Origin of the sequence: Dickeya poaceiphila (genome assembly GCF_007858975.2) — a bacterium.
GTDB lineage: Bacteria > Pseudomonadota > Gammaproteobacteria > Enterobacterales > Enterobacteriaceae > Dickeya > Dickeya poaceiphila.
In genome coordinates, this window is record NZ_CP042220.2 from 3,575,672 (window position 1) to 3,588,615 (window position 12,944).

General features: G+C 51.3%; 10 protein-coding genes and 1 pseudogene. 5 read left to right on the top strand and 6 right to left on the bottom strand.

What is annotated here, in order from left to right; genetic code table 11:
- The first annotated feature begins 104 nt into the window (after positions 1-104).
- From Dpoa569_RS16025 to Dpoa569_RS16045, 5 genes are all read left to right on the top strand, one after another.
- Entirely contained in the window at positions 105-1,166 is a 1,062-nt protein-coding gene (locus tag Dpoa569_RS16025; RefSeq protein WP_146411546.1) for a L,D-transpeptidase family protein, read from the top strand.
- Between the two features lie 271 nt (positions 1,167-1,437).
- A complete protein-coding gene (locus Dpoa569_RS16030) occupies positions 1,438-1,893 on the top strand; it encodes a MarR family winged helix-turn-helix transcriptional regulator (RefSeq protein WP_042868689.1) in 456 nt (151 codons plus the stop codon).
- Positions 1,890-3,011: an HlyD family secretion protein gene (locus tag Dpoa569_RS16035; protein ID WP_042868687.1), complete on the top strand. Its 1,122-nt coding sequence runs from the start codon at positions 1,890-1,892 to the stop codon at positions 3,009-3,011. Before Dpoa569_RS16030 ends, Dpoa569_RS16035 begins: the two co-directional genes overlap by 4 nt.
- Entirely contained in the window at positions 2,998-4,602 is a 1,605-nt protein-coding gene (locus tag Dpoa569_RS16040; protein ID WP_042868685.1) for a DHA2 family efflux MFS transporter permease subunit, read from the top strand. Before Dpoa569_RS16035 ends, Dpoa569_RS16040 begins: the two co-directional genes overlap by 14 nt.
- Before the next feature lie 101 nt (positions 4,603-4,703).
- Positions 4,704-6,203: a mannitol dehydrogenase family protein gene (locus tag Dpoa569_RS16045; protein ID WP_173024009.1), complete on the top strand. Its 1,500-nt coding sequence runs from the start codon at positions 4,704-4,706 to the stop codon at positions 6,201-6,203.
- Between the two features lie 129 nt (positions 6,204-6,332).
- On the opposite strand, the gene Dpoa569_RS16050 is transcribed toward Dpoa569_RS16045, so the two are convergent.
- The 6 genes and pseudogenes from Dpoa569_RS16050 to Dpoa569_RS16070 form a co-directional block, all read right to left on the bottom strand.
- Complete coding sequence (locus Dpoa569_RS16050) at positions 6,333-8,471, bottom strand: YjbH domain-containing protein (protein ID WP_042868683.1); 2,139 nt, start codon at positions 8,469-8,471, stop codon at positions 6,333-6,335.
- Positions 8,471-9,247 (bottom strand): capsule biosynthesis GfcC family protein, encoded by a 777-nt coding sequence (locus tag Dpoa569_RS16055; RefSeq protein ID WP_042868681.1) that lies wholly within the window; start codon positions 9,245-9,247, stop codon positions 8,471-8,473. Before Dpoa569_RS16055 ends, Dpoa569_RS16050 begins: the two co-directional genes overlap by 1 nt.
- Before the next feature lie 9 nt (positions 9,248-9,256).
- Complete coding sequence (locus tag Dpoa569_RS16060; RefSeq protein WP_042868679.1) at positions 9,257-9,940, bottom strand: YjbF family lipoprotein; 684 nt, start codon at positions 9,938-9,940, stop codon at positions 9,257-9,259.
- 215 nt (positions 9,941-10,155) lie between these two features.
- Positions 10,156-10,278 (bottom strand): hypothetical protein, encoded by a 123-nt coding sequence (locus tag Dpoa569_RS19740; RefSeq protein ID WP_265575122.1) that lies wholly within the window; start codon positions 10,276-10,278, stop codon positions 10,156-10,158.
- Between the two features lie 311 nt (positions 10,279-10,589).
- A pseudogene (locus Dpoa569_RS16065) lies at positions 10,590-11,676 on the bottom strand (IS3 family transposase).
- A gap of 82 nt (positions 11,677-11,758) precedes the next feature.
- Positions 11,759-12,898: an NAD-dependent epimerase/dehydratase family protein gene (locus Dpoa569_RS16070; protein ID WP_042868674.1), complete on the bottom strand. Its 1,140-nt coding sequence runs from the start codon at positions 12,896-12,898 to the stop codon at positions 11,759-11,761.
- Positions 12,899-12,944: the final 46 nt, after the last annotated feature.

A 12,944-nucleotide genomic window follows, 5' to 3' on the forward strand; every position in this document is an offset into this window, starting at 1 on the left:
TCCTGCCGACCTTCTGCACATATAATGCGCATCTGGATTTTATGATCCGGATAACAACAATTCCTTTGCCGCAATGGCTTTTAACACTCAATAAAGACATGAAAATGAGTATTCGCGCGATCTTGACATTAGTTGTGGCGGCGGCTGCTTTCAGCCAGACAGCACTCGCCGTGGTTTATCCATTGCCAGCCCCGAATAGCCGGTTGGTGGGAGAAAATATTCAGGTTACCATTCCCAACGGCAGCACTGATGCGCTGGAGCACTTTGCCGCCCAGTACCAGATGGGCCTGAGCAACCTGCTGGAAGCCAATCCGGGCATTGATGTCTATCTGCCCAAACCCGGCAGCACCATGACGGTGCCGCAGCAACTGATTCTCCCCGACGCACCTCGTGAAGGCATCGTGATCAACAGTGCCGAGATGCGTTTGTATTACTACCCGAAAGGTTCCAAAACCGTGGTGGTGTTGCCGATTGGTATCGGCCAGCTCGGCAAAGATACCCCAATCAACTGGGTAACCTCAGTTCAGCGCAAGAAAGAGCGCCCGACCTGGACGCCAACTGCCGCCATGCACGCAGAATATGCCGCCCGCGGTGAATACCTGCCTCAGGTTTACCCAGCCGGTCCGGACAACCCGATGGGCCTGTACGCGCTCTACATCGGCAACCTGTACGCCATCCACGGCACCAACGCCAACTTCGGTATCGGTCTGCGCGTCAGCCACGGTTGCGTTCGTCTGCGCGACAAAGACATCAAATACCTGTTTGACCATGTTCCGGTCGGCACTCGCGTCCAGTTTATCAACGAACCGGTGAAAGCCACGGTGGAGCCGGATGGTTCACGCTATGTCGAAGTTCACAACCCGCTGTCTCGTACTGAAGCAGAGTTCAACTCCGACGTACCGGTGCCGCTCAAGCTGACCCCGGCAGTAACCAAGGTACTGGCAGACGCCAGCGTAAGCGAAAGTTCGGTTAATCAGGCGCTGCAAAACCGCATGGGTATGCCGACGAAAGTGAACGGTCCCGAAGAAAATATCGCACCAGCGGCTCCGCAGGTGCCAGCCATTCAGCAGACTAACACACCGGATAACGTACAACCGGCAGCCCCTGTGGCTCAGCCAGTGGTTACCGACGCCGCGCCAGTTGCTGCAGACACCAGCAAATCCTAATCTCTGGATATTCATCCGGTTCACAGGGCAGCTTACGCTGCCCTGTTTGTTTTTCAGCCCGGTTACTCCTTATTCGCCATCCTATCTGATCCGACCTTTAACTCTCATCGTGTTAGGTATTATTAACAAGATCACCTTCCCCCTCCTGTACGTAGCGTAATGTGTCTTAGCAGGTCTGTAGCACTGTTGTTCTTCCCCTCACAAAATCAATTGACTTATCATTAATTGACTTGTTAACTAATTAAATATCATCTACCTCATGGACTTCATCATGTCACAGACCGAATCTTCCGCTCGTCGTCATTTCGCCACCCAAATGGGGCAAACTACCCGCCTGTGGCGCCGGGTTATTGACCGGAAATTACAGCCTTACGGATTAACCCAGGCCAGCTGGTTACCATTGCTGTTTATCGCCCGTGAAAAAACGGTTATCCACCAAAAAGCGCTGGCTGAAACATTAGGGCTGGATGCCTCCGCGGTGGTAAGGGTGTTGGATAATCTTCAAAAACAGGGGCTTATTGAGCGACGAGAAGGAAATGATCGTCGTTTCCGCGAGATTCATCTTACCGCTATCGGTCTGGAACAGGTGGAGAAGGTGGAATCCATCGCCGGGCAGGTCCGTAATCAGGCGTTGGATGGGATATCAGAACAAGATATTCAACAGGTTAGCCGGGTTATCAATCAGGTTATTGCGAATCTTTCCCGAAGCGAAAACGGTCATTCATGAATAAACACGCATCCAGACTGGCGGAATTTCAGCGTCTGAGCCAGCGCCAGCGTACCTTTTTACTGACCGGCACCGCCTTGCTGTTAGTGGCATTGCTCATGCTGGCCTATTGGTTTCACCAGCGCTTCACGCACATCAGCGAAACGGACGCCCACGTAATGGGAGAAGTCATCTCACTGGCCAGCCGGGAAAACGGCTGGGTTACAGCCCGTCCGGTTATCGATGGCGACGTCATCCGCAAAGACCAGTTGCTGGCACAGATAGATGATCGCGATGCCCGCCTGCGGCTGGCGCAGCAGGAAGGGAGTCTGGCTGCGGCGGACGCGCAAATTACCTACAGCCAGACCCAGCGTCAGGTCACCGACCTCACGACGCAGGCCACACTGGATGAGGCTCGCGCAAAGCTGGCGTCAAGCGACTCCGCCGTCAGCAATGCCGGTTACCAGCTGAGCCTGGCTCAGAGCAACTTCCAGCGTGATAATCAACTGCTGAAAAACAACCTGACCGCCCGCAAAACCTGGGACGAATCTCACACTATGCTGTTGCAACGCCAGAGCGAACTGCACGAAGCCGAAGCCCAGCGTCACGCTCAGCAAGCGGCGTTGAACAACGCCCTGGCACAGCGCAACACCCTGCAAATACTTGACAGGCAGATAGAAATGCAGCGCCAGCAGCGAATCGCGTTGCAGGCACAGGTTGATCAACTCAAACAGGAAATTGCCGACCGGGCGCTGCGTTCTCCGGTAGATGGCGTGGTGGATCGCACTATCGTCAATGTGGGCAGTTACGCCCAGGCCGGTCAGTGGATCATGCTGGTCCATGATCCGCGTAATCTGTGGGTGGAAGCCAATATCAAAGAAACCGCGATTGGTCAGGTGCGGGTCGGCCAGACTGTAGATATCCAGGTCGATGCCTACCCGGAGAAACATTTCAGCGGCCATGTGATCCGGGTTGGCAATGCCGCCACCAACCAGTTTGCGCTGCTGCCAAGCCCCAATCCATCCGGTAATTTCACCAAAATCACCCAGCGCGTACCAGTGCGTATCGCGCTGGATGACCCAAACAGCGGCCTGAAACCCGGCCTGATGGCGGAAGTCAGCATCAATGTCGCCGATTGAAGCCCAGGCCGCCCGTTTTGGTCACCGCTATCGCTGGCTGGCGACGGTTACCATCATGCTGGGCACCATCGCCACCACAGCCACGGCAACCATCGTCAATGTAGCGATGCGTGACATTATGGGCGCATTCGGCATGGGTCAGGATCAGGCACAGTGGTTGTCTACCGCGTTTCTGGCATCAATGACCGCGACCATGCTGATCACCGCCTGGACGCTGGAGCGTTTTGGCTACCGCGCCACCTATGTCGGTTCATTGGCGGTGTTCGTGGTTGGCAGCCTGCTCGGTACCTTTAGCCAGAACAGCACCGAAGTCATCCTTGCCCGTATTCTTCAGGGTGGCGCCAGCGGCGTAATCCAGCCGCTGGCGATGATCATCATCTCGCAAGTTTTCCCGGTATCGGAACGCGGCAAAGCGATGGGGATTTACGGCGTCGGAGTGGTACTGGCGCCTGCGCTGGGACCTGCTGCCGGCGGATTAATGGTTGACCAGCTTGACTGGCGCGCAGTCTTCATGGTGGTGGTGCCGTTTTGTCTGGCGGGGATCGCTGCGGCAGGGGTGATCCTCCCCGCTAAAAGCACAGCAGCCGACAGCACGCCACGCCGCTTCGATACATTGGGGTTCATTTTGCTGATCATCGCGCTGACCTCGCTGCTGGCTGGGCTTTCCAACGGGCAACGCGAAGGCTGGGAGTCCTTCTCCATTCTCTGCCTGCTGACTACCGCCGTGATCTCTACGCTAGCGTTTATCATCCGCGAATTTACCACGCCGTATCCGCTGCTTAACCTGCGGGTGTTCGCCAACCCGGCGTTTACCTCCGGCTGTATCGTGGCGTTCGCACTGGGTGCGGGGATTTATGGCTCAACCTACATCATCCCGTTGTTTGTACAGAGCATCCAAGGATATACCCCTACCCGATCCGGCCTGCTGCTGATGCCGGCAGGACTGGCGCTCGGCATGGTGTTCCCGCTCGCAGGGTCGCTCAGCGACAAACTCAAGCCCCACCAGCTGGTGATTGCGGGTTTGCTGCTGTTCGGGCTGTCTTGCTGGCTGTCCAGCGCGGCAGACACCGATACCCCGTTCTGGACTATGGCCTGGTGGATTGTCGTCGGACGCATCGGGCTTGGGGTGATGCTTCCTGCCATGAACGCCGGCGCGCTGCGAGCGCTGCCGCCAGCACAACTGGCACAGGGCGCAGGCAGCCTCAATTTCATCCGTCAGTTGGGCGGCGCAATGGGGGTCAACCTGTTGTCGGTGTTTGTTGAACGGCGCGCCACTTTTCACGGCCAGATGCTGGCACAGTCGCTAACGCTGGATAATATCCGCAGTACCGACGCCATCCGCCAGCTTGGCCTGCTGTTTGGTTACGGCGGCAATCCGCTTGGCGACCCGCTGAGCACCCGCATCAACCCCGGTATCATGACCTACCTGGAATCGATACTGACGCCCAAAGCGCAAATGTTTGCTTACCAGGATGGTTTTTTCATGGTGGCGATGTTCTTTTTCCTGGCGATATTGCCCGCCTGGTTTATCCGGCCACGCCCGGTGCTTAACCCAACGTCACAAGCGGGTACAGCAAAAGCATCAGCCTGACTCTGTGAGCCGGCTTCAGAACACGCTCTATGACAGTTGCCGCCCAGCCGAAAGACCGTTAAGGTTGGGCGGTTAAATTTTCTCTTTTCAGGACGCCAGCTATGTCCAGTAACAGTTTGTCCAGCAACGAAAAAAATCTGTCCAATACGGCGCTTCCCGCCGCCGTGCAACACCCACGCTATGACCGTCAGTCGTTGAAACCCCGTATCGTGCACATCGGCTTTGGTGCGTTCCACCGCGCACATCAGGCGCTGCTGACGGATAGGGTACTCAACCGTCAGGGCGGCGATTGGGGAATTTGCGAAGTGGTGTTATTTAGCGACGACACCCTGATTTCCGCTCTGCGCCGTCAGGATCATCAGTTTACCGTGCTGGAGAAAGCAGCCCACGGTAATCAGGCGATTGTGGTTGGTGCGGTCTGTAAGTCGTTGCACGCCCGTGTGGAAGGAATAGCGACGATTCTGGAACAACTGGCGGACCCTGTCGTTTCTATCGTCTCGTTAACTATCACCGAAAAAGGTTATTGCCGTTCGGGCAACAAAGGAGAGCTGGACCAGAACAACCCGCTAGTACAGCAGGATCTGGCCCAACCACGCCAACCGACATCGGTGCCGGGATTACTGGCGGAAGCGCTACGCCTGCGTCGTGAACGGGGTGTTCCCCCCTTCTCGGTGCTTTCCTGCGATAACGTGCCGGAAAACGGCAAAGTTACCCGACAAGTGGTGATGGACGCAGCACGCTTGCAAGATCCCGCTCTGGCGGACTGGATAGCGCAGCACGTGACCTTCCCCAATACCATGGTGGACCGTATCGTACCGGCGGCCACACCGGAAACGCTGAGCCACATTGCTGAAGCCATCGGCGTGACGGACCCGTGCGGCATCGCCTGCGAGCCGTTCATTCAGTGGGTGGTGGAAGACAGATTTGTGGCTGGCCGTCCCGACTGGGAACTGGCAGGGGCACAACTGGTAGATGACGTACTGCCGTTTGAAGAGATGAAACTGCGTATGCTCAACGGTAGCCACTCTTTCCTGGCTTACCTCGGTTATCTGGCCGGCTACGAGCATATCAATGACTGTATGGACGACTTGCACTACCGTAAGGCAGTCCGCCACTTGATGTTGCAGGAACAAGCACCGACGTTGCAGGTATCCGGCGTGGATCTAAGCGCGTATGCCGATCAACTGCTTGAACGTTTTTCCAACCCGGCGCTAAAACACCGCACCTGGCAGATTGCCATGGATGGCAGTCAGAAACTGCCCCAACGCATGTTGGCCTCGCTGCGCTGGCATTTGGCTCACCGCAGCGACCACCGCGCACTGACGCTGGGCGTGGCTGGATGGATGCGTTACGTCGGCGGCATTGATGATGCAGGCCAGGTTATCGATATCCGCGATCCGCTGGCCGCTACGTTAAAGCAAATCGTCAGCACAACCGCTGACGATGCCGGGCGAGTCCGTGGTCTGTTGTCCATCAGCGCACTGTTTGGCGATGACCTGTCCGGTAACGCAGCGTGGGTAGACGCCCTGACCACTGCCTACCTGTCGCTACGCGACAAGGGTGCCAAAGCAACCGTTGCTTCGTTGTTAAACCGCTATTAATACTACAACATCAATATTGTTGATGTAGCTGGCGCCAAGACGCCAGCTACTAAATAACGGTTTAATACTATTACCGCTTTAATAGTATTACCGCTTTAATAGTATTACCGCTTTAATAGTATTACCGCTTTAACGTTGAGTACGGGTAACCCCATATAACGTACTTTGACGTTCCAGCATCTGTCCGCCATCACGCGTTAACGGCACCCAACCAAATGCACCACGGCTGGTCGTCGGACTCAGGAAGAGTAAATCAAACGGAATAGAAACATAGAGTCCTTTGGTAAAGCTACCTTCACCGTACTCTACTGCACTGACATTCGTCTTGGTAGCATAAGCGCCCATCACAATGCCACTGTCAAAACGTTTGGACAGATCTAATGTCACCCCTTTATCGCCTGCCAGATAACGACCAACACTGACTTTTGCCAACCCACCTTTCAGGAACGGAAGCTCCCAGTACGTTGTCAGATGACCAGTCATGACCTCATAGTCAGCCAGTCGCATCGTATCATTCCAGTCACGCTGTTTGACATAGTTCATATCCAATCCTATGGCCCAGCTCCGTCCATAAGGGCGGTACAACACTTCCCCACCTACACCAGCGTACATCATTTCCAGATAGCCACCGTACATTTGGCTATACCAGTCTTGGGCTAATTGGTCACGGCGGTTCAATTGCAGACTGGTTAGCAAAACATCCGATGAGGTGACATATTCACGAATCCAGGTGCGGACACGTGGCAATGCCGACGTATCACTGGGAGGGGTCTTAAAATTGAACTTGTTGTAGTTGTTAACAATGTTGATAAGCGTCGAGCCATCCACACTCCAGTGATCAGTCAGGTAAAGATGCCCAGAAACATTCGCAGCAACCTGATACATGTAGAAGGACTCCGGTCCCCCGAACGATTGCTTGAGCGATGGATCTATAGCGTAGCTAAACCGTTCGGGAACCGTGTTTACCACCTGCTGTCCTTGAACATCTTGCAATGGTTCACGACGCAAAACTTCCGGTTCAGGCTGCCCCAGTGGGGTCGATGCCGTCTGCTGCTGACGCAACGCATTAGCATCGACATGCACGCTGTTAATCGGCAGTTCCTGATTTTTGGTCACTATATGATATTCGCTGACACTAGTGGGCACATGGTTAGCCAGCACCAATGCTGCACGCTGCGCTGCTTCATCCATATCGCGGTATTTAGTCTGACTGGCCATCAACGTGAGCTGCTTATTGTCAGTATAAATATCGGACTGCCCGAACCCTGCTTTGTCGTTAAGTTCCGACGTTACCTGCTGCCAGTCAGTTCCGCCTTGTTTACGCTGTACCGGTGCATAAACCGGCATCTCATTGTGCAAATAATTAGGCCGGAGTTTATTAAAATTGGTACGCAGGGTAATTCCCCACATCAAGGTGTTACCACGTTGCCAGGAGAGGGACGTATCCAGCAGATCACCAAGTCGATACACCATGCCAACGTTAATAGGGGAATCCTGATTGATGCGCCCGGCAAATTCCTGACTGTAATCATTGCCGTCAAATTCTAATTTCAGGCGCAACGGATCCCACGGAGTTTGGTACTCAATACCACCGAACAATGCCGCCGGGCCGTGGAAAAAATTCTTAACCTCAAACTGACCACCCTGCCCACTAAAGCTATTATTACGGTTGCAGAAACTGTTGTATACCGAACAGAAGGGGTTGGAAATATTACCGCTCTGGGCCATATTGCCCCAACCCATTCCCAACGTAATGTCAAAAGGCCCGAAACGTTTACTGCCTACCACATACTCGCTATCAAACAATCCGGTTCCTGCAATATCACGCAGGCCAAACGAAACCTCAGGAAGTAATCGATCCTCTTGCCAAATACGGGCTTTAATATCAAAACTTTTATCTTTATAAGTCTGATTTCCACTGAAACTTTCAACCTGACTATAAAGACGAGTACGCACATCGGTATAGCGTAGAGTGGCTTCCAGCCAATCGGTAAACTGCATTGATATCGAGTAACGACGATATTGATCATTATCCCGATAATTGACGCTGAACTCACCAGCATCTGCCATACGCGCAGTCGGCATTTGCCACAAACCAACACCGCCGAAATCGCCCTGAGAGACACCCGCGGGATGGAAATAGGCATTGGGATTGGTTTGACCGGCAAGATTATCTTCTGAAGGGCTGGAAGCCTGCGCCTGAGCAACCAAAAGACTACTAATCACCAGAGATAAATAATGTAACTTAAATTCTTTTTTCTTAGCCATTAGCGTGGAATCCGGTTTGCAAGATAGTCAGCAATCTGATCATTCAGGGATGCCATATCGTCAGGCAATATCGTGGGATCAAACCCAATAAACAGCGTTTCTCCCGCTGCAGGTTCAATATGCTTACGGTTCCATATCGCTATAGGTACTTTACGCCAGGTACCCGCACCATTAATCAGATAGCCGTAGTTTTTATCCGCACCAGGTAACCAGCGATACCCTTGAACATACTGTTCGACTGACCAACCCGATTTCAACTCCACATCCTTGAATACACGTGGCGTACCGATATCAATATCCAGACTGATCAATCCGAATAAAGATACCTTCGAGGTGTAAGGTGCCAAATAAAGCGAATATTGCCCTACTAATGGCCGGTTTTGGTTGATAAACAACCGAACCTTATCTGGATCAAGTTCTGTCTGGATACGCCCGGCAACGTTGATATTTTTTAGGGCCTGAGCCAGATACCAGGCAGCCACAGCGTAATCACCATCCCGATTGCGCCACGTATTTTGCAAACTATACAACTTATCTTGAAGCACCTGCCCTTGCACTTTCGTCTGTTCAGTCTTCGCTAGATTTGCAATCAATGCCGTTTGCCAGTTAACGTCCGAAGGCAAAGGTTGCTGCGCGTAAAATTGTTCCAGACGAGTGCCATCAGCCAATTCAATTATCTGAGGCGTCTGCCCGGTATAGTTAATGGTCAATGTCGCTGCGCCTGCTGCACCACTCACCAATAATATTGCTGTGGTTAAATATTTAAAAAACAGCATAAGACCCCTTTATTGTGCATAGGGTTTCAACAGAGTAAATTCCACCAACGCCATATCCGGCCCCATATACTGGTGGCTCTTGATAACCTGACCATTTTCAGGGTCAAGCCAATAGTGGTTGGTGTAGGCTTTTCCAAGGGAAGGAAAAGCGACCTGCTCATCAAAACGCACCAGTTGACGAGGTTTATCCAGAATAGTGACTGTTTCCATACCCACTCGTTCAAAGCGGGACTGTGCATCATATCCACCGCGGAATACCAGTCGCCAATAGATTCGTGTATGCCACTGCTTAGGTGTGCCCGGCTTGAGCAACCCCAATGTTAGTGGGTCTTGTTCAATATTTTCGACCTGTAGGATATCCTCCCCCAGATCTTGGGTTTTTATCAGACGCCCCCCGACAGAAGTAGTCACAATCCCTTTATCTGCAGAAAGCCACTTCAATTGATGATTTTCTGCAAATGCCAGTACTATAAACGCTTGAGGGATCTTACCGAGCTTCAAATAAGCGGAAGCATAAGGCAGCCGACGGACCTGTTCTGGTGTCACAGATGTGTTGTCTTGCCCCCAAATCGCCTGCCCGACCATTTGCCGAACCAATGTCTGCTGCTGCGAACAGCCAGAAAGCAGCAGAGAGAAAAAAGGAAAAATCCAGAATGTACGGATAAATTGCTGCGATTTTCTTCTTCGTATCATTAATATTTTTCTCGCCAGACATCATCATAAAATAAGAAAAGGCCACCGAAGTGGCCTTTGAATTACAATCTATCAACCACGAGTGGTAGTAGTGGTAGAAACGGTCGTACTGGTAGCAGTAGTAGAACCGCCTGAGTTATCGTTACTAGACGAAGCTGCAACAGCAATACCGATAGCGGCAGCAGCTGCAACACCTGCAGCTATAGCACCAGCAGTCACACCGCCGATTGCCGCAGCACTAGCAGCACTGGCGCCAGCCGCAGCAGCGCCTGTACCAGCTCCAGCCCCAGCACTAGTTGCGGTTCCCGCTCCAGCACCTGTAGCAGGAGCAGCAGCAAAAGTACTGGTGGACATAGCCAGTGTGATAGCCAATGTAAGGAGAGCTTTCCTCATTTCTAAATTTCCTTAATTTATTTCATATGAAATACAACAAGAAAGACAGGACAAACCCAGAGACGCCATCCTGCCTTAGTTACAAGCAGGCAGCAATAGCTACCCGCTCGTATTACTGTCCAGGCAATACAGCTAAACAATACTTAAGCACTGAAATAGCAGCAACTACCAGAACCATTCTAAGTTAAGCAAAAATTGACATGTAGAAAAATAAAAAATCAATCTGATCTCTTCCCAATATCAGTGCCAGGCTAAATTAGAGATCCGGACCTTTTTGCAGACTTCGGACAAATTCCTCCGGAGTCTGGTTATTTAACGAGGAATGGGGCCTTTGCTGGTTATATTCCTGCCGCCAGCGCTCGACCTTTTCCTGCGCATCTTCCCGTGACAGGAACCCGTGGACATTCAGACATTCATCGCGAAAACTGCCATTAAATGACTCGATCAGCGCATTATCTGTCGGTTTTCCGGGCCGTGAGAAGTCCATCGTCACCTTGTTTTCATAGGCCCATGGATCCAACGACCTGGAAATAAATTCGCTGCCGTTGTCGGTCTGCAGCCGTCCCGGCACGCGCTTGTGTAACTGTTTCAAACGCTCCATCACGGCGACCACATCCTCGCCGCGCAGCCCCTGACCGACCTGGATCGCCAGACATTCCCGACTAAAATTATCGACTACAGTTAGCGCCCGTATCCGATGCCCGTTGAACAGATTATCAGCAACAACGTCCATGCTCCAGCACGGGTCCACTGCACTGACTGCAGGACGTGCACGTCGCTGCCTGGCGGTGACATGCCGGCGGGGACGCTTTGTCCGCAGATTCAGACCTTCCTGACAATAAATACGGTGAGTTTTCTTATGGTTAATCAACCAGCCTTCCCGACGCAGAAGAATATGAATGCGCTGAACGCCGTAACGAATACGGGTTTCGGCAATTTCCCTTATCCGCTGTGTGACGGCCCGGTCAGGTAGTGATACACCGTGCGGCTCTGCATCATCAGACGACAGCCGCGACGCAGTCCGATACGGTAAGCGTCCAGCAGATACGCCACTGCCTCACGCTTTTGCACGGGCCTCAGAACTTTTTTCGGATGACGTCCTGCAACATCTCCTTGTCCAGGCTCAGGTCCGCCACCAGCCGTTTCAGACGGTGGTTCTCTTCCTCCCGTTGTCGTAACCGGCGCAGCTCCGTCACGCCCATGCCGCCGAACTTCTTTTTCTAATTGTAAAAGGTGGTTTCGGAAATCCCCATCTTTCTGCAGACTTCCTCTACCCGCGTGCCGGTTTCGGCCTGCTTCAGGGCAAACGCAATCTGTTCTTCGGTGAATCGCGACTTTTTCATGCCGGATGACCTCTTTTTTACGGAGAAAATGGGCCGAAAACTCTACTTTACACCGGTACTGAACAAAGGGAAGAGATCACAACTATCTATATAACCCTTTTTCCTTCATCTCATTCAAACTATAATCATATGTGTCTTCTTTAATTTCTTGTAAATTCACCCAACGCGTGAATCTTCCAATTCCCTCTTCAAAAGAGACCATAGGTTCGAAACCAAGGACATTACGAATCTTAGTCAAGTCCGCATAGTTATGTCTTATATCTCCCAATCGATAATTCCCTGAAACAGAGATATTTACACTAGAGCAATAAGCAGACTTTAATTCATTGGCGACACGCAAAACACTAATCGGTTCTCCACACCCGACATTAAACACCTGATAATTTGCTTCATCTTTTTCAATCCCGAGAATAGTAGCACGGACCACATCATCAACATAAACAAAATCACGACTCTCAAGTCCGTCTTCAAATATATTTATCTGATTATTATTTTTTATACGAGTCGAAAAAATAGAAAGGATGCCCGTATACGGATTAGTCAATGATTGACCAGCACCATACACATTTTGATATCGGAAAGCCACAGCAGGAATATTCAATGACTTCCCCATAACAAGAAACATCTGTTCCTGTACTTGCTTAGTGATACCATAAATGGAGGAAGGGTGAATCAGACTATCTTCATGGGTAGGCAGTAATTTAACTTTATTTCCAGAAATAGGGCATTTTACTTCGAAATCCCCTTTCGCCATATCTTCACTTTTCCTTTCCGTTGGATAAACATCACCAAACCCTTCAGAAAAATAACGGCCCTCACCATAAATAGCGCGCGATGACGCTACTATTATTTTCTTAACCGAATGCTTTTGATTAGCCAGAATATCAAAAAAGATCGCCGTCCCCTTTATATTAACATCCGTATAACGCTCAACCTCATACATTGACTGTCCAGTGCCCGTTTCAGCAGCAAGATGAACCACCACATCAACACCTGCTAGAGCATTTGTCCAATCATCTTTTGACAGAACATTACCCTTAATAAAAAGGACTTTATTTTCTATTTTTTTATAAAGGGGTGACTCATTATAATTCTCACCATGAATCTGGTGGGAAAGATTATCTAAAACTGTAACATCATATCCTTTTTCAATTAATTCTAAAGCCAAGGATGAACCAATAAACCCAGCACCACCAGTAATTAAAACTCTATTGTATTTCACAAATGCACCTCAGAAAACCAAAAGAATAAGATAACGCGAAAAGTAT

Coding starts and splice junctions, on each gene's coding strand:
- Dpoa569_RS16035 (WP_042868687.1), top strand. CDS start 1,890: ATGAATAAACACGCATCCAGACTGGCGGAATTTCAGCGTCTGAGCCAG.
- Dpoa569_RS16030 (WP_042868689.1), top strand. CDS start 1,438: ATGTCACAGACCGAATCTTCCGCTCGTCGTCATTTCGCCACCCAAATG.
- Dpoa569_RS16050 (WP_042868683.1), bottom strand. CDS start 8,471: ATGGCTAAGAAAAAAGAATTTAAGTTACATTATTTATCTCTGGTGATT.
- Dpoa569_RS16040 (WP_042868685.1), top strand. CDS start 2,998: ATGTCGCCGATTGAAGCCCAGGCCGCCCGTTTTGGTCACCGCTATCGC.
- Dpoa569_RS16025 (WP_146411546.1), top strand. CDS start 105: ATGAGTATTCGCGCGATCTTGACATTAGTTGTGGCGGCGGCTGCTTTC.
- Dpoa569_RS16060 (WP_042868679.1), bottom strand. CDS start 9,940: ATGATACGAAGAAGAAAATCGCAGCAATTTATCCGTACATTCTGGATT.
- Dpoa569_RS16045 (WP_173024009.1), top strand. CDS start 4,704: ATGTCCAGTAACAGTTTGTCCAGCAACGAAAAAAATCTGTCCAATACG.
- Dpoa569_RS16055 (WP_042868681.1), bottom strand. CDS start 9,247: ATGCTGTTTTTTAAATATTTAACCACAGCAATATTATTGGTGAGTGGT.